This is a genomic window from Pseudomonas sp. SAS7, from assembly GCF_052112345.1.
GTDB classification, from domain to species: domain Bacteria; phylum Pseudomonadota; class Gammaproteobacteria; order Pseudomonadales; family Pseudomonadaceae; genus Aquipseudomonas; species Aquipseudomonas putida_Q.
In genome coordinates this window covers 207,861-230,755 of sequence record NZ_JBEGGO010000005.1, presented here as the reverse complement: position 1 = coordinate 230,755, position 22,895 = coordinate 207,861, and the positions used below count along the sequence as shown (strand labels likewise).

Annotated in this window: 18 protein-coding genes and 1 pseudogene; 9 read left to right on the top strand and 10 right to left on the bottom strand. The window is 59.5% G+C overall.

What is annotated here, in order from left to right:
- Positions 1-30 precede the first annotated feature (30 nt).
- Positions 31-1,137 carry an agmatine deiminase gene (gene aguA, locus ABI582_RS10715; RefSeq protein ID WP_016497575.1) on the top strand — a complete coding sequence of 369 codons (1,107 nt, stop codon included), beginning with the start codon at positions 31-33 and terminating at the stop codon, positions 1,135-1,137.
- A gap of 184 nt (positions 1,138-1,321) precedes the next feature.
- On the top strand, positions 1,322-1,519 hold the full coding sequence (locus tag ABI582_RS10710; RefSeq protein WP_442119158.1) for a hypothetical protein: 198 nt from the start codon (positions 1,322-1,324) through the stop codon (positions 1,517-1,519).
- Positions 1,520-1,696: 177 nt separating this feature from the next.
- On the opposite strand, the gene ABI582_RS10705 is transcribed toward ABI582_RS10710, so the two are convergent.
- Positions 1,697-3,772, bottom strand: coding sequence for a TonB-dependent receptor (locus tag ABI582_RS10705; protein ID WP_442119157.1), 2,076 nt, complete (start codon positions 3,770-3,772; stop codon positions 1,697-1,699).
- A gap of 475 nt (positions 3,773-4,247) precedes the next feature.
- Between ABI582_RS10705 and ABI582_RS10700 the strand changes: the two genes are divergently transcribed.
- Positions 4,248-5,567, top strand: a complete 1,320-nt coding sequence (locus ABI582_RS10700; RefSeq protein WP_059394988.1) for an OprD family porin — start codon at positions 4,248-4,250, stop codon at positions 5,565-5,567.
- A gap of 30 nt (positions 5,568-5,597) precedes the next feature.
- On the opposite strand, the gene ABI582_RS10695 is transcribed toward ABI582_RS10700, so the two are convergent.
- The 3 genes from ABI582_RS10695 to ABI582_RS10685 form a co-directional block, all read right to left on the bottom strand.
- Positions 5,598-7,265, bottom strand: a complete 1,668-nt coding sequence (locus ABI582_RS10695) for an FMN-binding glutamate synthase family protein (protein WP_442119156.1) — start codon at positions 7,263-7,265, stop codon at positions 5,598-5,600.
- 269 nt (positions 7,266-7,534) lie between these two features.
- Entirely contained in the window at positions 7,535-8,902 is a 1,368-nt protein-coding gene (locus ABI582_RS10690; protein ID WP_442119155.1) for an ATP-binding protein, read from the bottom strand.
- A gap of 1 nt (position 8,903) precedes the next feature.
- Positions 8,904-9,626, bottom strand: coding sequence for a response regulator (locus tag ABI582_RS10685; protein ID WP_442119154.1), 723 nt, complete (start codon positions 9,624-9,626; stop codon positions 8,904-8,906).
- Between the two features lie 140 nt (positions 9,627-9,766).
- Between ABI582_RS10685 and ABI582_RS10680 the strand changes: the two genes are divergently transcribed.
- Complete coding sequence (locus tag ABI582_RS10680; protein WP_442119153.1) at positions 9,767-12,064, top strand: TonB-dependent siderophore receptor; 2,298 nt, start codon at positions 9,767-9,769, stop codon at positions 12,062-12,064.
- A 335-nt stretch (positions 12,065-12,399) separates the two neighbouring features.
- Here the strand turns inward: ABI582_RS10680 and ABI582_RS10675 are convergent, their stop codons facing one another.
- Positions 12,400-12,606 carry a DUF3079 domain-containing protein gene (locus tag ABI582_RS10675; RefSeq protein WP_191087164.1) on the bottom strand — a complete coding sequence of 69 codons (207 nt, stop codon included), beginning with the start codon at positions 12,604-12,606 and terminating at the stop codon, positions 12,400-12,402.
- A 79-nt stretch (positions 12,607-12,685) separates the two neighbouring features.
- On the opposite strand from ABI582_RS10675, the pseudogene ABI582_RS10670 reads away from it, so the two are divergent.
- Positions 12,686-12,760: pseudogene (locus ABI582_RS10670) on the top strand (helix-turn-helix domain-containing protein); the annotation flags it as partial.
- 165 nt (positions 12,761-12,925) lie between these two features.
- On the opposite strand, the gene ABI582_RS10665 reads toward ABI582_RS10670, so the two are convergent.
- The 3 genes from ABI582_RS10665 to ABI582_RS10655 all read right to left on the bottom strand — a co-directional run bounded on the left by ABI582_RS10665 (position 12,926) and on the right by ABI582_RS10655 (position 17,036).
- On the bottom strand, positions 12,926-15,442 hold the full coding sequence (locus tag ABI582_RS10665) for a TonB-dependent siderophore receptor (protein ID WP_442119152.1): 2,517 nt from the start codon (positions 15,440-15,442) through the stop codon (positions 12,926-12,928).
- Positions 15,443-15,540: 98 nt separating this feature from the next.
- Positions 15,541-16,524: a FecR domain-containing protein gene (locus tag ABI582_RS10660; RefSeq protein ID WP_442119151.1), complete on the bottom strand. Its 984-nt coding sequence runs from the start codon at positions 16,522-16,524 to the stop codon at positions 15,541-15,543.
- Positions 16,521-17,036: a sigma-70 family RNA polymerase sigma factor gene (locus tag ABI582_RS10655; protein WP_219735896.1), complete on the bottom strand. Its 516-nt coding sequence runs from the start codon at positions 17,034-17,036 to the stop codon at positions 16,521-16,523. The genes ABI582_RS10660 and ABI582_RS10655 overlap by 4 nt, the downstream gene beginning before the upstream one ends.
- A gap of 870 nt (positions 17,037-17,906) precedes the next feature.
- Between ABI582_RS10655 and ABI582_RS10650 the strand changes: the two genes are divergently transcribed.
- Together ABI582_RS10650 and ABI582_RS10645 are read left to right on the top strand one after the other, a co-directional pair.
- A complete protein-coding gene (locus tag ABI582_RS10650; RefSeq protein ID WP_442119150.1) occupies positions 17,907-19,103 on the top strand; it encodes a reverse transcriptase family protein in 1,197 nt (398 codons plus the stop codon).
- Between the two features lie 11 nt (positions 19,104-19,114).
- On the top strand, positions 19,115-19,837 hold the full coding sequence (locus ABI582_RS10645) for a retron Ec48 family effector membrane protein (protein WP_442119149.1): 723 nt from the start codon (positions 19,115-19,117) through the stop codon (positions 19,835-19,837).
- Between the two features lie 66 nt (positions 19,838-19,903).
- Here ABI582_RS10645 and ABI582_RS10640 read toward each other — a convergent pair whose 3' ends face one another.
- Both ABI582_RS10640 and ABI582_RS10635 read right to left on the bottom strand, forming a co-directional pair.
- On the bottom strand, positions 19,904-20,236 hold the full coding sequence (locus ABI582_RS10640; protein WP_442119148.1) for a hypothetical protein: 333 nt from the start codon (positions 20,234-20,236) through the stop codon (positions 19,904-19,906).
- Positions 20,233-21,213 (bottom strand): integrase domain-containing protein, encoded by a 981-nt coding sequence (locus tag ABI582_RS10635; protein ID WP_442119147.1) that lies wholly within the window; start codon positions 21,211-21,213, stop codon positions 20,233-20,235. The genes ABI582_RS10640 and ABI582_RS10635 overlap by 4 nt, the downstream gene beginning before the upstream one ends.
- 920 nt (positions 21,214-22,133) lie before the next feature.
- On the opposite strand from ABI582_RS10635, the gene ABI582_RS10630 reads away from it, so the two are divergent.
- Together ABI582_RS10630 and ABI582_RS10625 are read left to right on the top strand one after the other, a co-directional pair.
- Positions 22,134-22,364: a DUF4160 domain-containing protein gene (locus tag ABI582_RS10630; RefSeq protein ID WP_081237919.1), complete on the top strand. Its 231-nt coding sequence runs from the start codon at positions 22,134-22,136 to the stop codon at positions 22,362-22,364.
- On the top strand, positions 22,352-22,804 hold the full coding sequence (locus ABI582_RS10625) for a DUF2442 domain-containing protein (protein WP_019471290.1): 453 nt from the start codon (positions 22,352-22,354) through the stop codon (positions 22,802-22,804). The genes ABI582_RS10630 and ABI582_RS10625 overlap by 13 nt, the downstream gene beginning before the upstream one ends.
- The last annotated feature ends 91 nt before the right edge of the window (positions 22,805-22,895 follow it).

Below are 22,895 nucleotides of genomic sequence, written 5' to 3'. Positions count from 1 at the left end.
TCCGGCTCAGGGCCATCACAGAGGTCACCCATGAAAACCCTCAACTCCACGCCCCGTGCCGATGGTTTCCACATGCCCGCCGAGTGGGCCCCGCAAACCCAGGTGTGGATGGTCTGGCCGGAGCGCCCGGACAACTGGCGCCTGGGCGGCAAGCCGGCGCAGGCTGCGCATGTGACCCTGGCCAAGGCCATTGCCCGCTTCGAACCTGTGACCGTCGCGGCCTCCGCCGGCCAGTACGAAAATGCCCGTCGCCAGCTCGACCAGCCAAACATTCGCGTGGTCGAAATCAGCAACGACGACGCCTGGGTGCGTGATACCGGCCCAACCTTCGTCATCAACGACCAGGGTGAGGTGCGTGGTGTGGACTGGGGCTTCAATGCCTGGGGCGGCTTCGACGGCGGCCTGTACGCGCCGTGGAACCGCGATGAGGAACTGGCCGCCAAGGTGCTGGAAATGGAGCGCTGCCAGCGCTACCAGACTGAGGGCTTCGTGCTGGAAGGCGGTTCGATCCACGTGGACGGTGAGGGCACCGTGATCACCACCGAGGAATGCCTGCTCAACCGTAACCGCAACCCGCACCTGAACCGCGAACAGATCGAAGCGGTGCTGCGCGATCAGCTGGCGGTCGACACCGTCGTGTGGCTGCCGGATGGCCTGTACAACGACGAAACCGACGGCCACGTCGACAACTTCTGCTGTTACGTGCGCCCGGGTGAAGTGTTACTGGCCTGGACCGATGATTCCAACGACCCCAACTATGCGCGCTGCCACGCGGCCATGGAGGTGTTGAAGAACACCCGCGATGCCAAGGGCCGCGAGTTCATCGTGCACAAGATGCCGATCCCGGGCCCGCTGTTTGCCACCGCTGAAGAGTGTGCCGGTGTCGATCAGGTGGCCGGCAGCCAGGAGCGAGACCCGTCGGTGCGCCTGGCCGGTTCGTACGTGAACTTCCTGATCGTCAACGGCGGCATCATTGCGCCAAGCTTCGACGACCCGGCAGATGCCGAAGCCAGAGCGATCCTGGCAAAGATCTTCCCTGACCACGAAGTGGTGATGATCCCTGGTCGCGAATTGTTGCTGGGTGGCGGCAACATCCACTGCCTGACTCAGCAGCAGCCGGCGCCGGTCAAGCGTTGAACGCATCTTGAATGAAAAAGGCCCGTCATTTGACGGGCCTTTTTTTTCGGGCGACATCCGGCGCCCAGGCTGGCATACGTTTTGTATTGTTTTTCAAGCAGATAGCTCGGCCGGGCCGCGCTCTCGGATCTGTAACATTACCTACGTAAATTAGCCGCTCACGGGCCAGGGAGTACGTGTAGACATGAACGCAGCAAGTGAGTCGGCTTTGCGCCCATCGGCAGTGAATCACCAGTCGCTCAAGGTTGTGGCGAAGTGGTTGAAACACCATGGAAGCATCAGGGGCAGGACGACCGACCCACGACGTCTGCTTGCCGGGCGCTACCCCCAAGGGCTGATCAGCGAAGCAGAAATGCAGGCGCTGATGGCGGTGTGGCACTGACATCGATACCGTCAATGCCTGAAGGTTGCACGCAATCGTGTAGGAGCGGCCTTGTGTCGCGATGGGCTGCGCAGCAGCCCCAATATCGCAATCTCAGCACAGATTGCTGGGGCTGCTGTGCAGCCCATCGCGACACAAGGCCGCTCCTACAATTGACCCTGTCATTCCATGGGAGGGCTAGAAGCTGTAGCTACCCGTGACCACCAGGCTACGCGGGTCCCCCACCTGAATCTGCGCCGCACTGGTCGCCGAGCTGTAGTAGGTCTTGTCGGCAATATTGCTCAACGCCGCCCGCACATCCCAGTCATGGGTACGGTACCCCGCCAGCGCATCCCAACGGCCGTACCCTGGCAACACCGTGGTGTTCTGGTTGTCCGCATAACGCTCACCTACCAGCGTAACGCCGGTTTCGGCGTACCAGCCCAGCTCTGGTTTCCAGGTCACGAACAGGCTGGCGTTGCGCTTGGCCACGTCGTTGATACGGTTGCCTTCCTGGCCGTTGTTGTCCTTGACGATGATCGCATCCTGCAGGCCGATGCCGCCGCGTACATACCAGTTGCCGACGATGTTGCCAGTGGCCGTCAACTCGATGCCGCGCGAACGCTGCAGGCCGCTGAGCAAGATGTTTTCCGGGATGAGCGGGTCGCGGGTGCGGCGGTTGTACAGCTCCAGCTCGTAGATGGCCACCGTGGTGCTCAGGCGCTGGTCGAGCCAGTCGCTCTTCACCCCGATTTCCTTCTGGCGCGTTTCCTCCGGCTTGGTGTCGTTGGTGTTGCCCTGCGAACCCGGAGTAATGCCGATGAGGCCGCCGCCCACCGGCGAGAAGGTCTTGCTCCACGAGGCGTAGAACGAATGGTCACGCCACGGTGTGTACACCACGCCCAGGCGTGGGCTGGTGCTGTTGCTGTCCTGCGACTCGGACAGGTTGCGCATGTTGGTGGTTTCAACCTCGAACTGGTCGAAGCGCACCCCGGCAAGGATCTGCCATTGATCGTTCAGGCGGATCTGGTCCTGCAGATAAATACCGCGGCTATCGACCACCGTGTGGTTGTCACTCGACAGCACCAGGCGGCCGTTGTGCTGCTGACTACGGTTGGGTTGGCTCAAGCCCGGCAGCGTCTGGCTACCAGCGGTATACAGCACAGGGTCTCGCTTCTGGTTGCCAATCTCCAGGCCCAGCAGCAGCTTGTGCTCCAGGCCCAGGGTGTCGAAGTCGCCCTCGGCCTCCAGGTTGTTGAACAGGTTGCGGGTGTTCAGGTCCTGCTGCCAGCGCTGGCGGGTCAGGATATTGGTGCTGGCGTTGTAGCCCGTGACGTAGGTGTTGTCGAACTCGCTGTCGAGCTTGAACAGGCCCAGAGTATGGCGCAGCTGCCAGGTTTCGTTCAGCTGGTAGTTCAGGCGTGAGCGCAGGGACTGAGCGCGATCATCGATGTAGTCGCGCTGGTCGCCGTAGGTGGTGCTGCGGCTGACGTCGGCCGGGCGGCCATTCACCCCGGGGATGCCCCGGTCGGGCGTACGGTTGTAGCGGCTGTATTCGTACTGCACCAGCCAGTTCAGGTCGGGGGTGATTTGCCAGCTGACCGACGGGGCGAACAGCTGGCGGCTGCCGTCGATACCATCGCGGAAGCTGTTGTTGTCTTGGTTGCCCATGTTCAGGCGCAGGCTGACAGTGTCGCTGGGGTCGGCGCTGAGGTCTGCATACAGGCTGCGCAGGTCTTCGCTACCGGCCTGTGCTTCGATGCTCGAACGGCGGCCCTGCTCCGGAGCCTTGCTGACCCGGTTGACGATGCCGCCCTGGCTGCCACGGCCATACAGCACCGCCGCCGGCCCCTTCAGCACCTCGACCCGCTCGATGTTGTGCAGGTCGCGGATGTACTGGCTGTCGTCGCGAATGCCGTCCAGGTAGAAGTCGTTGCTGGCCTCGAAGCCGCGGATGCGCACGCTGTCGAAGCGGGTGTCGGCGCCGCTGCTGACGTTGGGGATACCCTCCAGCGCCTTGCCGAGGGTGTTACTGCCGTAGTCCAGCACATTGGCGGTTTTCACCGTGTCGATGGCCTGCGGCACATAGCGTACCGGCGTCGAGGTGCGGGTGGCGGTGCTCACCTCCTTGACGCGCGGGTTGTCCTTTTCGCGTTCGCTGTCGGCGGTAACCGACGACTCTGGCAGCGTGGTGGTGGCGGCACTGGCCAGGCTGGCGCTGAACAGCAGCGACAGGCCAAGCGTCATGGGGGAAAGGCGGCAGGGTACAAGCATGGGCACATCCGGACCGGGCAAGTGAAAAAGAAGGCGCGAATGGTAATGCTTGCTATTTACTCTTGCTTGGGTATTTGTAAAGGCTTGTCTTTACATATGTATCTCTTTGTAACAGCCTCTGCGGCCTCGGTTTGCCTGCTCTCGGGAAATTGTCTGACCGATCAAAAGGCAATTTCCCACACAAGATAAAATGCCCGCTGACAGCGCAAACCTGCGTGGAAATGCACCGGCTCTGCCGATAATTTTGGTTATATCAACCTGCATTTCACGATTTTTTGACATTTGTAATCGCACACGGCTAGGATTCGGCCAACGCCTGCTGGCCATGTTCTTGGCCATGCTGCTGCCGAGGGCTGCCGTGTACTTACCGGCTGACCCACCCGGCGGGATCCGCATAGCGTCGAACCTACGAAGGGGCGTTGGTTCCTGGCGTCATAGTGCAGAGCGTTTTTGATTAAGAAATAAGGAAAATAACATGTTGAAAACCAGGATCAGCCTGGTCGCCTTGGCGATGATCGCCGCGACCCAGGCACAGGCCAATGACCAGGCCGACAGCAAGGGCTTCATCGAGGACAGCCACGCCAACGTCCTTCTGCGCAACGCCTACATCAACCGTGACAAGAAGCACGGCACCGACGACCAGATCGAATGGGGCCAGGCGTTCATCGCCAACTTCTCCTCCGGCTTCACCCAGGGCACCGTGGGCGTCGGCGTCGACGCATTCGGCCTGTACGCCGTGCGCCTTGATGGCGGCAAAGGCCACAACGGTGGCGGCGGCGTCGACTTCTTCAAACCGCACGAAACCACCAACGCCGAAGGCAACGCCAGCTCGCCACACAACCTGGCCCGTGGTGGTGCAGCAGTAAAATTCCGCATCTCCAACACCGTGCTGAAGTACGGTGACCAGATGCCAGCACTGCCAGTGCTGCAGTACGACGACGCGCGTCTGCTGCCAGAAAGCTTCACCGGTACCCTGATCACCTCGAAAGAGATCGAGGGCCTGGAACTGAACGCCGGCCGCTTCACTCAGGAAGCGCGCAAGAGCGCCGAGCGCCGTGACGGTGGCGGCCTGAAGTCGATCAACGTCTTCGGCGGCAGCTACAAGTTCACCGACAACTTCACCGCTTCGCTGTACACCGCCGACAACGAAGACGTGATGAAGAAGCACTACCTGGGCTTGAACTACGTCTTCCCGATCGCCAGCGACCAGTCCCTGACCCTGGACTTCAACGGCTACAAGTCGGACATCGACAACAAGTACGTACAAGCCGCTGGCCTGAACGGCGACTCCAACACCATCTGGAGCCTGGCAGCCACTTACGCGTACGGTGCGCACTCGTTCACCCTCGCGCATCAGCGCAGCACCGGCAGCACCGGTTACAACTACGGCTTCTACCAGAACGCCGGTGGCGTGGGTGACGGTGGTTCGACCATCTACCTGGCCAACTCGTACTGGTCCGACTTCAACGCCGAAGACGAGCGCTCCTGGCAGTTGGGCTACGGCCTGGACTTCGGTGCCTACGGCATTCCGGGCCTGACCTACAAGCTGGCCTACGTGGTGGGTGACAACATCAACACCCGCAACGTCGCCAACCCACAGGGCTTCGGCGAAGGTAAAGAGCGCGAGATCTTCAACCAGATCCGTTACGTGGTGCAGGACGGCCCGGCCAAGGACCTGTCCATCAAGCTGCGTAGCTCGTTCCTGCGTACCAACAACGCCGTACAGCAGAACGGTTACAACGACGACGGCAACGAAGTCCGCGTATTCGTCGAGTACCCGATCAGCATCTTCTGATCCTGATCTGAAGCATCGAACAGCCCTGGCTTATGCCGGGGCTGTTTCTTTTCGGCGCACGGCTTTTGCTGCAACGGGCATCAGTTCCCCCGTTTCCGGCGCAAAACTGTCGCTACGTGCCATCCGCCACATCCGCGCATAAAACTCGCTTTCGATCGACCCACTGAGCAGTTCGCCTGGCTTGAGGAACGTGTGCAGGTCCGAGAACAGCCCGATTTCGCTGGGGCTGATACGCCGTGCCAGGTGCTTGGGCTTGAGCTCCGAAGGGTGCTCCAGGCCTGCAGCGGCCAGCATTTCGGCCAGTGCGTGCAGCGTGTTGCGATGAAAGCTGGCCACCCGCTCGGCCTTGTCCGGTACCACCAGGGCGCGCTGGCGCAGTGGGTCTTGCGTGGCCACGCCGGTCGGGCATTTGTTGGTGTGGCAGCTTTGCGACTGGATGCAGCCAATGGCGAACATGAAGCCGCGTGCCGAGTTGACCCAGTCAGCGCCGATGGCCAATACGCTGGCGATGTCGAAGGCACTGACAATCTTGCCCGCAGCGCCAATGCGAATGCTGGAGCGCAGGTTCAGGCCGACCAGGGTGTTGTGCACGAACATCAGGCCTTCGCGCATGGGCACGCCCATGTTGTCGCTGAATTCGCGGGGGGCTGCGCCGGTACCGCCTTCCTTGCCATCGACAACGATGAAGTCCGGGGTGATGCCGGTGGCCAGCATGGCCTTGGCAATGCCCATGAACTCCCACGGGTGGCCCAGGCAGAACTTGAAGCCCACGGGTTTGCCACCCGACAGCTCGCGCAGGCTGGCCACGAACTGCAGCAACTCGACCGGTGTGCGGAAGGCGCTATGCGCGGCCGGCGAGATGCAGTCCTCACCTACGCGCACGCCACGGGTCTCAGCAATTTCGGGGCTGACCTTGTGCCCCGGCAGAATACCGCCGTGGCCCGGCTTGGCACCTTGGCTGAGCTTGATCTCGATCATCTTCACCTGCGGCGAGCGGGCCTGTTCGGCGAAGCGCTGTGGGTCGAAACGACCGTCCGCGGTGCGGCAGCCGAAGTAGCCGCTGCCGATTTCCCAGATCAGGTCACCGCCGTGTTCACGGTGATACGGGCTGATGCTGCCTTCGCCGGTGTCGTGGGCAAACCGGCCCATGCGCGCGCCGCGGTTGAGGGCGGCGATGGCGTTGGCGCTGAGGGCACCAAAGCTCATGGCCGAAATATTGAAGATCGAGGCCGAGTAGGGCAGGCGGCATTGCGGCCCGCCAATGGCGATGCGGAACGAGGCCGGGTCTGGCGTGGCCACTGGCAGCATCGAATGGCTGATGAATTCGAAGCCGGGTTTGTAGGCATCGTTCAGGGTGCCGAAGGCTTTCTCGGCGCTTTCGTTCTTGGCGCGTGCGTACACCAGCGAGCGCTGCGAGCGGGAGAACGGCAGCTTGTCGTCGTCACCCTCGATCAGGTACTGGCGGATTTCCGGGCGGATGGTTTCGATCAGGTAGCGGATATTGCCCAGGATCGGGTAGTTGCGGCGCACGGCGTGGTGGCTCTGGCGCAGGTCGTTGAGCCCGACCAGGCTGAGCAGGGCAGTGATCAGTGTGATTGGCCAGAGCCAGGCATGTTGGGGCAGCAGCGGCAGGCTGGCGAAGGTGAACAACAGGCAGATGGCGAGGCAGGCGTAGCGGCTGGGCAGAGAGTGATTCATGGGTCCATCGCAGGCAGGATGACCGGGCATAGGATAGGCAAAGGCGCGGAGGGGAAAACCTGGGTAATCGGTAAAAGACTGTTACCTGATTGCGTATTCCTGCGTTCGCGGCCCCGGTAAACCCGGTGCGGTCCCTTGTAGGAGCGGCCTTGTGTCGCGATCGGGCTGCGAAGCAGCCCCGGCGATTTATGCTGTGACACTGAAATCTGGGGCTGCTGCGCAGCCCTATCGCGACACAAGGCCGCTCCTACAGGGGACCGCGCTGGTCTCTAGATGGGCAGCAGTATGCTGACCCGCAACCCACCGCCATCGCGGTTCGACAGCATCAGCTCACCCCCATGACTGGTGGCAATCCGCTGGGCAATGCTCAACCCCAGCCCATACCCGCCAGAGGCCTGGTTACGCGAGCCTTCCCCGCGCACGAACGGGTCGGAGATGGTTGCCAGCAGCTCCGGCGCGATCCCAGGCCCGCGGTCGTCGATATGGATGAACACTCCACTTACCGCCCGCTCCAGCGTGACCGAAACATCCTTGGCGTAGCGCAACGCATTGACCAACAGATTTTGCAGGCAGCGCTGCAACAGCAAAGCATCTGCCCGCAAGCTGCCCGCCTGGCCATGCACCGCCAACGGTTCTTCGGCGCTGGCCAACTCGGCGCACTGGCGTGCCACCAGCCGGTCCAGGTCCACCTGCTGCAAATTCAGCTGCTCGCCCGCGCGCAGGTAATCGAGTACCTGGCCAATCATGTCGTCCATCTGCGTAATGTTCTGCCGCAGGCGCTGGCGATGTTCGTCGTCCGGTAGCCGCTCCAGGCGCAGCCGCATGCGGGTCAGCGGGGTGCGCAGGTCGTGGGACACGGCGGCCAGGAAGTAGGCCTTGTCATTGACCATGGCAATCAGCCGCTGCTGCATGGCGTTGAACGCCTGGGCCGCCTGGCGCACTTCCTCCGGGCCATCCAGCGCCAGGGGAGGCTGCTCGAGGTTGCCGCCCAGGCCGCGCGCTGCGTCGGCCAGCCGTCGCAACGGGCGCAGGCACAGGCGCACGGCAATCAGGCACACCAGCAATACCGCGACAATCCGCAGCGCATACACCCGCAAGAGGTAGTCGCTGATCAGCACCCAGGCCGATTCGCCACTCCAGCCCTGCAGTTCCTGGCCCTCGATGGTCAGCCAGCAGCCGTCGGCCAACGGCACCGCGAACTGCACATGCGCCTGGGCCGTGCGCAGGCCGAACAGGCTGCGCCAGACAATCGGCTGACCCAGCTCATCGGTCAGCCGCACCTTCAGCAGGCGCACGTCCTGGGCATGCCCCAGTTCGTACCTGAGGGCCTGCTGCAGCAACAGCTCGACGCGCCTGCGCCCCCGTCGCTCGTCATGTTCGGGCGTGGGTAGCGTTTCGGCGCAGTGCAACTGATAGTGGGCGGGCACCTTCAGCGTGCCGGCGTGGCAACTGGCCTGGGCGATCAATGGTGCACTGCGCGCGGCGATCAGGCGAATGGGCGCCTCGAGCACCTGGGCGAAACGCACATCGAACCAGATGCTGCTCGACATCAACTGGATCACCAGCGTGCCGCTGACCATGATCAGCAGCAGCTGACCAAACAGGGTGCGCGGCCACAGCCGGCGAAGCCAGCGCATGTCAGGCATCGGCCGCGAGGTTGGCGATACTCAGCAGGTAGCCTTCATTGCGGATGGTGAGGATTTGCGCGGCCGCCGCCGGCGCACGGCGTAGTTGCTGGCGCAGGCGGCTGACGCACATGTCCACCGAACGGTCGTCGGGCAGGTGGTCGCGGCCAAACGCGCTGCGGGTCAGCTGGTCGCGGGAAACCACCCGGTTGTTGGCTTCCAGCAGTTCGCGCAGCACGCGATAGTCCGAGCGCGGCAGGGTCAGGGTTTCGCCATCGGGGCGGGTGAGCAGACGCTTGACGTGTTCAAGGCGAAAGCCTGCAAACAGCTGGGCGTCCGCCACGGCGGGCTCTTCGGCGGGAGTGTCCAGGCGTTGCGGGCGACGCAGCACGGCCTTGATCCGGGCGATCAGCTCACGCGGCTCGAAAGGTTTGGCCAGGTAGTCGTCGGCACCCACTTCCAGGCCGATGATGCGGTCCAGCGTGCTGCCCTTGGCCGACAGCATGATCACCGCCAGGCCTGGCGTCGCCTGCAACTGGCGGCACAGGCTAAGGCCATCTTCGCCGGGCAGCATCAGGTCGAGCACCACCAGGTCCACCTTCGTCCGCGCCAGCTGTTCGCGCATTTGCTCGCCGTCGGCAGCAGCCAGCACGTTATAGCCGGCATCTGTCAGGTAATCACAAAGAAGTTCGCGGATCTCGTCGTCATCGTCGACAACCAGCAAGGTCGTGCTCATGCGGAAAAACACCTGTTCGGTGAGGGCCGGTGGCGCTCGTTACGTTCAATTACATGCCCGTACATGTCGGGTCTGGAGCCTGGAGGGCCGATCCCTAGAATCCTAACAAAAAATCATCTGCAAATACGAAGCCTTCCCAAATGAATCCCAAGTGCATCCCGAAAGTGTTCACCCCTATCAGCCAAAGTGGCAATCGCCTCAAGCCGGTGGCGTTCTTCGTTGCCCTCGCCATCAGTGGCGGGGCCGTCGCTGCCGACGGCAAACCCCTGGAGCTGGACGCCACACAGATCGAAGACAGCGCTCTGCTGCCGACCGACGATGCTGGCCAGCTAGGCTACACGGTCGAGAGCACCCGTAGCTCCACCGGCCTGGCGCTGACGCCACGCCAGACGCCGCAATCGGTCACCACCATTACCCGCCAGCAGATGGATGACCGCGACATACACACCATCGAGCAGGCGCTGGAAACCACGCCAGGCGTAACGGCCAACAAGTCCGAGGTGGGTGGGCGTACCGACTACCGTGCCCGGGGCTATTCGATCAGCAACTGGAAGGTCGACGGCCTGCAGACCCAGGGCGGTTCCGACTTCAGCGGCAGTGGCAACGCACTGAATATGGACCTGTACGAACGCATCGACATCGTGCGCGGTGCCAACGGCCTGCTGGGCGGCACCGGCGACCCCTCGGCCACCGTCAACCTGATCCGCAAGGCACCGACCAAGACATTCGGCGGCAGCGCCTACGCCACGTACGGCAGCTGGGACAAGCGTCGCCTGGGTGCGGACCTGAACCTGCCCCTGTCCGAGGATGGCCGCCTGCGTTCGCGATTCGTGATGACCCAGCAGGACGCCAACTCGTTCCGCGACAACCAGTCCGAGCGCTCTCGCGCCGCGTTGGCCAATTTCGAGTTCGACCTGGACGACGCCACTACCCTGGGCGCCGGTTACCAGTATGAGTACAACAAGGTTGTCGGCGGCGGCTGGGGGGCGAACATCCCCATCTGGTACCGCGACGGTAGCAAGACCGATTTGCCGCGCAGCACCAACGTGGTGCCCAGCTGGAGCTTTGGCGAGTACACCACCCGTACCGCGTTCGGCTCGCTCCAGCACCGCTTCGACAACGACTGGACCCTGGACCTGAAAGCCGCCCAGGCGACTACCGAAGCCTTGAACCACCGCGGCCTTGCCAAGGTGAACTCTGCTGGGCGCGGCAGCTACGGCGGCTATTGGGACCAGGACGGCAGCGGCGCGGTGCTGAACGGTTTGCACAGCTCCAGCGACACCACCCAGCAGTCGGCGCAGATCGACCTGTCCGGCCCGTTCCAGCTGTTCGGCCGCACCCACCAGGCCATGGTCGGCTACAACGACAGCCGCACCGTCGGCTGGTCGCCCCAGTACACCTGCACCATGGTCGGCGATGGCATGGCCAGCGCGCCTGCACTGGGTTGCCAGTTCCGCGCCAATAACGGCTTCCCGGTCACCGACTGGCGCAATGGCGTGGATGACGACTACGACATCATCGCCTCACGCACCGGCCTTCACAGCAAGACCACCACCCGCCTGCAGGGCATGTACGCCGCCACCCGCCTGAGCATCAGCGACCCGCTGTCGGTGATCGTTGGCGTGCGCACCAGCAACTATTCTTCGGTCACCCGCAGCGTGGCCGGCGAGCGCAGCAGTCAGGAAGAGAACGGCATCGTCACCCCCTACCTGGGCGCGGTGTACGACCTCAATGACAACTACTCGGTATACGCCAGCTACACCGACATCTTCACCCCGCAAACATCTGAAACCAGCAGCGGCAGCAAGGTCGAGCCGATTCGTGGGCAAAGCTACGAAACAGGTATCAAGGGTGAGTGGTTCGATGGCCGCCTGAACGCCTCGGCGGCGTACTTCCGCACCAAGCAGGAAAACAAAGCCGTGCTGGACGGCGACCTGACCACACCGACCGGGGCCAGCGCCTACAAGGCGGGCTCTGGCGTGGAAACCGACGGTATCGACCTGGAAGTGGCAGGCGCGCTGACGCCCAACTGGAACGTGTATGCCGGCTACACCTACCTGCACTTCCGTCGCGTCGACAGCGATGGCCGCAGCGACCCGTCGCACTTGTTCAAGGCCTCGACCACCTACCGCCTCAGCGGCCCGCTCGACCGCCTGACCCTGGGCGCCGGCGTGACTGCGCAAACCAACATCCGCGCCATTTCCAGCCCGGCCGGCCAGCCCACCAACGGTGTGAGCAATGGGGCCACTGATGTGAACTGGTCCGGTTATGCCATCTGGAATGCCATGGCCAAGTACCAGCTGACCGATGAAACCAGCGTCAGCCTCAACGCCAACAACCTGTTCGACAAGCACTACTACACCCAATACGGGTTCTATGCCGGAGCGATCTACGGCGACCCGCGTAACCTGTCGTTGACGGTAAGTACTGCGTTCTGACCAACCGTTCCCACAGGTCTGCGCGCGGTCCCTGTGGGAGCAACTGTCTTGCATAACACCTAAGCGCTAGCGCGATCACTGTGAGAGCGGCTTTAGCCGCGAACACCGGCGAAGCCGGTGCCATGCACCGCGTTGGACTCTTCGCGGGCACGCCCGCTCCCACAGGTACCGCGCAGACCTCAGGTTTATGCAGTATCTGTCGGGGCAACTGAATTGCAAAACATCTGAAAGCGAGCGCGATCACTGTGGGAGCGGGCTCGCCCGCGAACACGGGCGAAGCCCGTGCCATCCACCACGGTGTTTCGGGGGTAAGCCCGCTCGCAAGCGGCCCTCTCTCAGCTGGGCTCTGCCGCGTGCCCTGCATCAACCGGCTTCTCCAAATGGCCCTCGAAGCTATCCCAATCTTCGCCAAACAGCTCCACCGGATGCATGGTCCGGTCTGCGCCATTGCCACAGGCTAGCGCCTTGGCCGGGCAGTACAGGTCGCAACCCCAGCAGATACGCTCGGGGTGGCGAGGGTTTGTAGGGAATCTCTTGGCCATGCTCATCCTCCCTTAGGGCTACCTGGCTTGAACGTAAACCCCTGGCCCAGCCCCTCGGTTGACCGACATCAATCCATTGGCGGTTGCCCAGATAAAGGGCTTTGCTGAGTTTTTCAGCGTATCGGTCGAGTTCTTCATGCATGGGATGGTTTGACAGCGAAGATTGGCAGCAACTGTCTTGCACAAAACCTGAAGGCTGGCGCGATCACTGTGGGAGCTGGCTTGCCTGCGATGGGCCGCAAAGCGGCCCGCTTTTCTTATTTGACTCGCCTTTTGCGACGGCCTACCAGGTGCAGTGCATACCCGCCGACCGAGACGACTAGAACGTCCCCCTCAGGGTCAGCATGTAATTACGCGGGTCCCCATAGAAGTTGCCGTTCGCCGCGCTGGAGACTGTTTGGTAGTAAGTCTTGTCGAACAGGTTGTTGGCATTGAGCGACACGGTCCAGTGGTCATCCACGCGGTACCTCAACAGGGCGTTCCACACCGCGTAGCCACTTTGCTTGTAATCGAACGGAATGTTCGACTCCACCACATTGCCATTGCCATCCACGCGCACCGTGGTTCCGCTGACATAGGTGGCGCTTTGCAGATCGACGCCGCCGCCTACGGTCCAGTCCGAAAGCGCTGCGGGCAGTTGATAAGTCGTCCACACCTTGAACTGATGCTTGGGCGTGATGGTGCTCAAGGCCGTGCTGTCTGTCTCGTTCTTGTTGTAGTTGTACACGTAGCTGGCCATCAGGTTCCAATCCTTACGGATTTCGCCCGTCGCTTCCAGCTCGATCCCTTTGCTGACGACCTCGCCCTGGTTCACGTAGCAGCAACTGCCGCCATACAGCACGGAGGCCGCCGGGAAGTTGGTATCCTGCACCGCGCCGTTCTTGCGCTTGGTATAAAACACGGCAAGGCTGGTGTTCAAGCGGCCATCGAACAGTTCGCCCTTGATACCCACTTCGGAGGTCTTGCCCTCCAACGGCTCCAGCACGTCATTACTGCCCACCGGCCCGCGAAGGTAGCTTTGCTGCGGCTTGTAGATCTTCGAATAGCTGCCATACAGCGACCACTGCTCATCAAGGTCGTAGATGGCGCCAAAGTAAGGCACGAAACGCGTCGGTTCGCGCATGTCGATGTCGCTCTGCACCACACCCGCATTGGTATACACCTGCTCGAAGTGGTAACGCGCCGCGCGGCCACCCAGAATGACCTTGAGCGGGTCAGCCACCTGCAGCGTCAAGCGCCCATACAGGCCGTACTGCTCCTGCGTATTGGGGCTGTAGTCCCGTGGGGTCTGCAATGAAATTGTGGTGGGCTTCCAGTAACCAGGGTCGAACACGTCGATGGGGACACCGGTGCCGGTGAACACCCCAGAACCCTGCCAGCGGCTGGTGACCTTCTGATAATCGGCGCCCAGCACGAACTGGTGCTCGCGGCCAAAGGCATCGAAGCTGCCAGAAAGGTTGCTGTCTATCAGGTCCTGGCTGGTGGAGTAGACGTTATAGCTGGCGCGCCACACCGGGCCTGCCAAGGTCACCGGGTTGACGGCGTTGCCCGATACTGCCGCCAGCGCCTTGCCGGCGTCGCGGGTATTGGTATACGAGACGTTCAGCTTCCAGTCGTTATCGAAGTAGTGGTCGAGTTTGGTGAAGATCTCCTGGGAGATATTGTCCATGTAGGACCAGTTCTGCCCCAGGTTGGTGTGGCGCGGCAGCCCGATGTCTTTACCCGTGGTATAGCGTGGCAGCCCCAACGACGAGTTGGAGTGGGTGCTTTCATACATGCCACCCAGGGTGAAGATGGTCTGTGGGCCCAGGTCGACCTCGAACACCCCGTATACCGTGGGTTTTTGCGTGGCCAGTTTATCCGTGAAGTATTGGCGGTCGGTGTATGCCGTCACCAGGCGGCCGCGAACATTGCCGCTGTCGGTGAGCGGGCCGGTCACGTCGACTTGCGAACGGTAGTTGTCCCAGGAGCCGGCGGCGGCTTCGAACTTCAACTGGAAGTCCGACAGCGGGCGCTTGCGCACCAGGTTGATGACGCCACCGGGGTCGCCCACACCGCCGAACAGCGCACCGGATCCCCGTAATACCTCGATGTGGTCGAATTCAGCCAGGTTGTACAACCGGCGGGAGTAGAAGCTGGTAGCCACTGAGGACAGTGCCATGGGCGCTGCGCCATCAATCTGGATGCTGTCGATGTTGAAGCCGCGCGAGTAGAACTCGTAGGTGTCGCTGGTAGTTTTTTGCACCGTGACCCCGGGTGCCATTTTCAGCGCGTCCTGCAGGCTGGTGATACTGCGGTCTTCAATCAGCTGGCTGGACAGCACCGACACCGACTGTGGCGTTTCGCGCAGGCTGGTCGGGCTCTTGGAGCCCACGCTCACCGCACCGGTGGTGTACGAGCCGGTATTCTCGGTCATCTCGCCCATGCCCTGCCCGCTGACCAGCGTGCTTCCCAGCTCCAGCGCCGCGCCGCCGGTGGTGGCTACTGGGTCGAGGATCCAGTTGCCATTGGCCGCTTGGGTGGCAACAAGGCCGTTGCCCTGCAGAAGTGCATCCAGGCCCTGCTGAACGGTGTAGTCGCCGTTCAATGCGGTCGCATGCTTGCCACGGACCAACGCAGGGTCAAAGGGCAAGTTGATGGCGGCAACCTGTGCAAACGCACTGAGCGATTGCTCCAACGTGCCTGCAGGCAGATTGTAATGGCGCACTTCGCTCTGTTCGGCATGTACCGCGTAAATCGGCAGCGCAATGCTTGCTGCGCTGGCAAGCAACACGCCACGCAGCGCTACGGCAAGGCGGGTCCTGGGTATATGGCGAGGTGAGAACGCAGATGACATGTGAATCGAGCTCCATTCGTTTGGCAGGGTGTTTTCCCTATTGGCCGAAGTGCTCGAAAAAACCCGCAGCCTCAAACTCGTCTTTTTGCAATTTATGCTTAGCGAGGAACAACGCGACGCCAGAACCGCGTGAAACGCTCAACCCTGACGGGCATTGAATCGCTGAGGGCATTCAGTGCCTGCTCGATATCATCCAGCTGGAAAACGCCCGATACCTTCAACCCCGCCACCGGTGGCGCGCAGCCAAGCCAGCCGTGCTGATAGCGTGCCAGTTCCGCGATCAGTGTCTGCAACGGCAGGCTGCGTGCCACCAGCTGGCCCCGTGTCCAGGCGCTGGCATCCATTTCGCTGTGCTGGAGCTTGCGGCTACCTTCGGCGCTGATCGAATACTCCTCGCCTGCGGCCACCAGTTGCTGCCGTGCCTGCTGATGGATAAGCACCTTGCTCTGTTCGACCATCAGCCGTGTGCGCGTACCTTCCTGGCGCACCGCAAACGCCGTACCCAGCGCCTGCAATTGTGCCTGGGTAGTGTGCACCCAGAAGCTGCGCCGGCCGGCGGGCGAACCTTCGTCAGCGCCGGTATCGATGAAGATTTCACCCTGCAACAGCTTGATCAGGCGCTGGCTACTGGTAAATGAGACATCGACGGCGCTATTGGTATTGAGCTGCAGCCGTGTACCGTCGGCAAGCATCACTGTTCGTTGCTCGCCCACGCGGGTGCTGTAGTCGGCACCCCAGCGCCGAACCTGCTCCTGGCCCTGCCACCCCGTTGCGCCAACGACCAGGCCGGTGCCCAGCACCTGAAGCAGCCGCCGCCGACCCAGCTGGTGATGCTGCATGCGCTCAAGGGCGTCACGCGCGACACCGCCGGGTACACCTGGCAGGCTGGCGAGGTTGTGGAATGTAGATTCGTTGTTTTGCAATGCCTGCCAAGCGGTTTCATGCAGTGGATGAAGCTTGCGCCAATGCAGGCAACCCTGCAGGGCATGCTCGTCCGCGTAACCAGACTGTAGGCGCACCATCCACATGATCGCCTGGTCGAGCACGTCATCGGGTAGCTCGGGTCGCGGTGCGCGGCTCATGAGGTAGCGAAGTAGCAATGGCGGATAGCTTTCGCCATGTAGCTCTCCACCGACCTCAGGCTGACCCCCAGTTGCGCGGCGATTTCCTTGTAGCCCAACCCCTCCAGGCGCGACAGCAGAAAGGCCGTGCGCACCTTGGGCGGCAAGCCGTCGAGCAGGGCATCCACCTTGGCCAGGGTTTCAAGCAGGATCATCTGGGCTTCCGGGGATGGCATCAACGGCTCTGGCAGGTTGGCCACTGCATCCAGATAGGCCCTTTCGACACGATCGCGGCGCGCACGATCGATCACCAGGGCGCGGGCAATGGTACTCAGCCAGGCACGCGGCTGGCGCACATCCTGTATCCGGTCAAGTTTGCCCAGCACATTGACGAACGTATCCTGAGCCAGGTCGGCAGCGTTATCCCCTTGGCGCAGGCGTTTGCGCAGCCAGTCCACCAGCCAGGCGTGGTGGTCGATGTAGAGGGACTGAACATCAGCCTGCGTTGCAGATGGCACGGGCGGGGTAGACAACTTCAGCCCTCTTGTTGGTATAGGATTGCGTTTGAGAATTTATCTCATCCTATCTGGACTGAATTGTGCCTGACAAGGATCACGATGTGATCCAGGGCCCTGCTTCTGGCTTGACCGGTAACGATCGGTCGGCGCTTGGGGAAGCTGCAAGCCAGCACCTATACGAATCGTGGTGGCTTCAGGGCATTTGTAAGAACACGAGGCTGGCGGGGCCGAGAGGTGAGTAGGGCTGCGTGGTTGAAAACAAAAAAGGCCCACCTTTCGGTGAGCCTTTTTTGATCCTGCGTATGGTGGCACCAGACGAACGGTTTCTTACCGTGAGGGCAGAGGATTCGCGGGGCTGGAATTTCATGGATTTTTGAGCGTACCTCAAAGGATAGCTACAAAAAAATCAGCTAGTTATGGCATTTAGTGGAATCGAATCGGGGATCTCTCATATGTCACGCAGAGGGCTTGCTGGGACGCAACTGCGCTTAAATATTTTGGTGCATCGATTTCAGATGGCCTGATGCTTTGACTCCACCAAGCTGAGGGCTGATAGGGCGGGTCGCAGTAAAAAATTCCTGATAAATGGCCCATTGCCATAGGTAAAAAATTGCGCTAACTTCAGATCACGCAAGCGTATCGCTTGCTTGCTGCAGTTAACATGTAACAACACTGAGCACGCCTGAAAAGGCGCTCGTTGATGTCTCGGCGAGCTTGTCCGGAGGGGGGCACCGTCCGCCTCTCCCGTCCCGGAATAGTGAATGACGGTAGGTTAGCCAGAGGGAATTTGGTAGCTATCAGTGTATTGTGTTAATGAAAGCGACATTTTCCCTCAGCGCTCTATAGTATGAGCTGGCGACACCTACACTTAATCGGTGGGCAATAATGGCAGGGATTGCTGAGGTCCAACGTTATAAAGCTTCGGTCCACTCGATATCTTCAATTGAAAACCTAGCGTCTGCTCTTGGTATAAGTCTTTCGTTCTTGCAGGAAGTCTTGCAGATTCCAGATGAGCATAGATATAAAAAATCTGAGCTGCCTAAGTCTGATGGTGGAATTAGGACGGTCTATAGTCCCGATTATAGGATTAGACTGATTCAGCGGAGGATTAACAAAAGAATATTTTCAAATAGCCGTGTAATAACTTGGCCAGATTTTTTATTTGGGTCAATTCCCAATCATAAAGACAAGTGCGGCCAAGAAGTAACAAAGGATCATATAGCATGCGCTGCATCTCACTGTGGTGCAAAATCGCTGCTTAAACTTGATGTGAAGAATTTCTTTGATAATGTACATGGCGACATTGTCTATGGTGTGTTTAGAGATCTGTTAAAATACCCAGATGAAGTGTCGCGGGCGCTTACAAATATATGTACCTTCAAGTCTCACTTGGTTCAAGGCGCCCTGACTTCAAGCTATCTAGCTAGTCTTTGTCTCCATGATGTAGAAGCGTATGTTGTGGATCGTTTGTCGCGAAAGGGAATTGTATACACTCGTTTCGTGGACGACATAACTCTCTCTAGTAAGATATCAAATTTTGATTTTGGGTTTGCTCGCGGTGTAGTAGAGCAGATGTTAACCGCAAAAGATTTACCTCTAAATTCGGGTAAATCAAGGACGCAGTATTTATCGTCTGAGCCGTTGATGGTACATGGCTTGAGAATCTGCTTCAATGAGCCGCGCCTCCCGGCAGACGAGGTTAGGCGAATTCGTGCGTCAGTTAAGAATATTGAAGTTATAGCTAATGAACGTGGTTATAGATTGACTCATGCTTATCGGCATGACTTCAATAGATGCATGGGGAAGGTTAATAAACTGGCAAGGCTGGGGCACACTCAGCATACCGCTTTAGTGGCTAGGCTGGTGAAAGTTTACCCGCTCCCATCAAAAAGAGATATCAGTAGGGCGATCCAAATAATCATGCGTTTGGAACGGGACGTATCCGCCAAAGCGTCGACCTATTGGTACGCCAAGAGATTTTATATGGCGCATGAGCGCTTAAATATCTTGAAAAGGTCTTATCCAAGAATTACTTTGCTTTTACGCAACCGGCTGAGAAAGCTTAGGCCGAACTATGAATAAGTGATTAGCTTATGTCTAAGATGTTAGAGCGGCGAAAATTAGTTTCCTGGCTGATCGCTTGTGTTTCCATAGTCTCGGCGGTGGGTGGTTTGCTTGCACTGCTTGTCTTTATGTCGACGGGGGTGAAAGACGGGCTATTTTCACGTGATGTTTGCTTTACGAATTCTTGTATAGATACATTTATTTCAGGGTTTAGTAGTTCAGGTTTAATTCTTCAGTTGACTTGGAATGTCCTTGGCGGATTGATCACGTTTGGTGGTATTGTTGTTGCCTTAATGAGCTACTTGGCAAGTGTTAAATCGTCGGCCTTAAGTAATCATATATCACATGTTTCAATTTTTTCGGCCTACATTGCCGGTGAGATTGATAAGCGAGATAGGCTAAATAGAGCGTCCTTCGATACATTGAAGTGGTATAACTGTATTTATGGTAGTGCGAACATAGGTGAGCTAAATGTGGCATCGACTTATTACGGTTTTGTTGAGGAACTAAATCGGCTGGTCACTAAGTCAAATCACCTGGTAGGTAAGGTGGAAGCTGGTGGCTTTAGATACAAGGAGCATCAGGAACGTATCAAGAGCCATTTAATAGGTATAGGCATAACCCTGCACTCTTTGCCAAGGCTAGACTTTTTCGAGGTTGAAACTCAAGTTTTCGATTTAATTGATACAATTAATAAGTCGTTCTGTAAGTCTGAGGCTCAGTTTGTAATCGTAGGGCGTAAATATCTGTGATAACTAAGAGGTGTTTTTGAGTCGGGTTGATCTAGAAGCAGAGTTTTGAGTGCATCTGGCGGATTATTACCCTTTCTTGGATTGTCTGAGTTCTTGCTTCCGCAGTGACCGACAGATAGTTTCAGGGCGGTTGATTTTCCATGCTTTGTCTAGCTTTCGAGTAAGCAGCTTTAAAGTTAGATAGTATTGATAGCGCGTCCATTCACTGCTTGAGCGTAGGCGATGGTCGAGGAACCACACCAGATGTTTTCTCTGCCAAACCCAGGGTGTCTCTCGCTGCCAGCGTTTCGCGATATCTCTCTGGATGATTTTAGCCTGCCGCAAATGGCGTTGCCGTGTGGCGTGTGATCCGTTCAGGACGCCAGCTAAGAACAACTCCATATCGAATGGGTCGCTCATGTCCGTCCTCCGATGTACGCCCCGACTACGTCGATCCGACCATGCCCAAGCTCGTAGCTGATTTGCATCCGAGCCTCACGATCAAGCTTCCTATCTGCCAGGTGACATTGGCCGCCGTTGATAGGCGCCCGGTGCTGGGTGATTTGCTCATAGCGTTCACATGCGTACGCCGCTCGGAATTCATGGAAGCCTTTGAGCTTGTGTGCATGCAGGACGTCCCGCGCTGGGCGGATGATTGCCTGCAGAACATTCAGATAGCTTTCGTCTGGCGCAATCAGGTTGCGGCTGTTTCCGGGCGACACCCGCTGTGCAAATTCAAGCGCGCTTTGAACATGTTCGTCCACCGCAATCCAGCGAGGTGCCGATGCACCGGCGCGGCCACCTTTGGTGCCATCCTGAATGTTTATCCTGCCTAGGTCGTCAGCCTCACGGCTTAGCCGCGGCAGGTCAGCCAAGATGGCCTCGCGCAAACGCATGCCGGTGGCTCGCGCTAACAGAAGGATCGCGGCAGCCCGTAGCTGATGCTGCTGGCAAAGCGCACCGACGATCTGCTTAACCTGTTCGCGGTTTTGGCCCTGCGGCACCGACTGGCGAACCCCGGTGCGCTGCATGCCCAGTGCCTTGCTCGGACTGGGCAATTTCACGCACTGATCACCGCGAAGCGCCGCCATGGTCCTGTTAACGCTGGATAGCCGGTTTTGTGCGGTGCTGATGGCGAGATCACCTCGCCCAACCACGTCGCGCAGATGCGCCGCATAGTCGGCCAACACTTTTCGATCAATCTGCCGCGCATCATTAATGCCGGGCCCCTGTTCGGAACGGCACCATTTGACGAATGCCCGCCACCGATCACAGTGTGCCTTGACCGTGCCGTAGTGGCCTCCGCCGAACATATCTTTCAGCGCTTGTGCCCCTGCGTAGCTCAATTGCCTGCCGTAACCGAAATTGCGGCCATCGCGTCTACTCACCAATGCCATGTCGATCCCCTCATCTGCTGTTCTCCGATCCTCGCCCCACGTCATCCCGCCAAGAATGCTGAGTGGTATCAGGGATCAAGGCCCCTGCGACCTGTGGGGAGTGTCCGCTACGCGGGACTGGCGGCTCCTTACGACCAGGAGCAAGGGCATCTCATGATTTGGCCTTCTGAACACCGTTGCCGGTGGGCGGGCGGAGGCAGCACTGGCTGACTAGACCAGCGCCTGAAGATCCTGAGCTGGGTGAACGCAGCAATGCGATGACCGGGGCATGCCTGACTGTCAGTCAGGTGCAGTCCATTCCGTGGTCTGCGGCACCATCATCTACAGCGCTGTTGCTGGTGACATCGGGGTTTGTCACGCCGATTGTCACGAGGGGGAATGCCGCAAAGCCATGTGCGATCAGGGCTGCAGCAGTGGTAGAAGTGCCCGTCTCTTTCCAGAGGAAAGAGACGGGCACAGGTTGGCGCACGATTCGGCCAAGCCGGTAGCTTGCTGCTCGGCAGCAAAGTACGTTGTATCTGGCGCACGAGCGCCATGCGGGTAAGAGTGTCCATCACATGGGGAGTGAACGTACGAGCTGTCGGAAGCGGATCGTACTCGGGCTGCTCCACTGCGGTTGCGGTGTGGCTTTTCAGGTTCTAGGTCACATTTTGCTGCCTCGGTAGCATTTGAAATTACCGGTCAACGCTTGTGGACAATGGCGGCCAGGAAATGCAGTTTCAGGTGTTTAGCGCCTGTGGAGAAAACTATTCCTACGTAGTCATCACAGGTTTTCCACAGACCTGCGTGTCCCTGTAGTTTTTATCTAGTTGGCCCTCAGCAGTGTGGCTGCGCGGAACCGCTCCATGCTGTTCTGTGGATATCTACATAGCCGGTTTGTAGCGGTTGCCGTATCGCCAAATTGGCGATACGATCATGCCATGTCTACCAAATACCGATTTCGCGACAAGTACCGCATTGAGCTAAGGGAAAGGGATCATCTACCACCCCACGTTCACCTTACCGGCGGTGGGGTGGACGTGGTGATCAGTCTGGAATCTGTGACTGTTAGCCAAGGCAGGGCACCTGCGAAAGTGGTGCAAGAAGCCCTGGCCTGGGTGGCGGCCAATCAGGCCGATTTGTTGAAGGAGTGGATGAAATGGCATCGATGAAACGTCCCCGTCTGAAGAGTGTACAGCCTCGATCGGACGCCAGCCTTGAGCTTACCTTTACCAATGGGCAGCATTTCACCCTGGATATGAGCGATGCGCTCAAGACGTATCCTGGCTTGGCGCCGCTGTCCAAGCGCAAAGCGTTTGAAGGCGTCGTATTGGGCGACGGAGGATGGTCGGTGGAGTGGCCAGCGCTGGATATTCAGATTGGTGCGGACACCCTGCTACTGGACGCGCTTGCCCAAAACGCACCTGATGAAAATACCCGAGTTTTCATTCGCTGGCGTTTGCGGCACCGGATGACGCTCGACCAGGCTGCCGAGGCGCTGGGAGTCAGCGCCCGCAGCATCAGCCGCTACAGCAGTGGTCGTGAAGCGGTACCACGCACATTGGCGCTGGCTTGCCTGGGTTGGGAGAGTTTGGAGCGGAAAGCCGCCTGACAGGGCTTTTTGAGCCCAGCCGGGGGGGGCTTGAGCTTTCTATATTCTGGCCTGAGATTGCCGGGGCCGCTTTGCGGCTCATCGCGACGCA

Coding starts and splice junctions, on each gene's coding strand:
- ABI582_RS10640 (WP_442119148.1), bottom strand. CDS start 20,236: ATGAGCGACCCATTCGATATGGAGTTGTTCTTAGCTGGCGTCCTGAAC.
- ABI582_RS10685 (WP_442119154.1), bottom strand. CDS start 9,626: ATGAGCACGACCTTGCTGGTTGTCGACGATGACGACGAGATCCGCGAA.
- ABI582_RS10635 (WP_442119147.1), bottom strand. CDS start 21,213: ATGGCATTGGTGAGTAGACGCGATGGCCGCAATTTCGGTTACGGCAGG.
- ABI582_RS10645 (WP_442119149.1), top strand. CDS start 19,115: ATGTCTAAGATGTTAGAGCGGCGAAAATTAGTTTCCTGGCTGATCGCT.
- ABI582_RS10695 (WP_442119156.1), bottom strand. CDS start 7,265: ATGAATCACTCTCTGCCCAGCCGCTACGCCTGCCTCGCCATCTGCCTG.
- ABI582_RS10660 (WP_442119151.1), bottom strand. CDS start 16,524: ATGAGCCGCGCACCGCGACCCGAGCTACCCGATGACGTGCTCGACCAG.
- ABI582_RS10700 (WP_059394988.1), top strand. CDS start 4,248: ATGTTGAAAACCAGGATCAGCCTGGTCGCCTTGGCGATGATCGCCGCG.
- ABI582_RS10665 (WP_442119152.1), bottom strand. CDS start 15,442: ATGTCATCTGCGTTCTCACCTCGCCATATACCCAGGACCCGCCTTGCC.
- ABI582_RS10630 (WP_081237919.1), top strand. CDS start 22,134: ATGTCTACCAAATACCGATTTCGCGACAAGTACCGCATTGAGCTAAGG.
- ABI582_RS10690 (WP_442119155.1), bottom strand. CDS start 8,902: ATGCGCTGGCTTCGCCGGCTGTGGCCGCGCACCCTGTTTGGTCAGCTG.
- ABI582_RS10650 (WP_442119150.1), top strand. CDS start 17,907: ATGGCAGGGATTGCTGAGGTCCAACGTTATAAAGCTTCGGTCCACTCG.
- ABI582_RS10675 (WP_191087164.1), bottom strand. CDS start 12,606: ATGGCCAAGAGATTCCCTACAAACCCTCGCCACCCCGAGCGTATCTGC.
- ABI582_RS10680 (WP_442119153.1), top strand. CDS start 9,767: ATGAATCCCAAGTGCATCCCGAAAGTGTTCACCCCTATCAGCCAAAGT.
- ABI582_RS10710 (WP_442119158.1), top strand. CDS start 1,322: ATGAACGCAGCAAGTGAGTCGGCTTTGCGCCCATCGGCAGTGAATCAC.
- aguA (WP_016497575.1), top strand. CDS start 31: ATGAAAACCCTCAACTCCACGCCCCGTGCCGATGGTTTCCACATGCCC.
- ABI582_RS10625 (WP_019471290.1), top strand. CDS start 22,352: ATGGCATCGATGAAACGTCCCCGTCTGAAGAGTGTACAGCCTCGATCG.
- ABI582_RS10705 (WP_442119157.1), bottom strand. CDS start 3,772: ATGCTTGTACCCTGCCGCCTTTCCCCCATGACGCTTGGCCTGTCGCTG.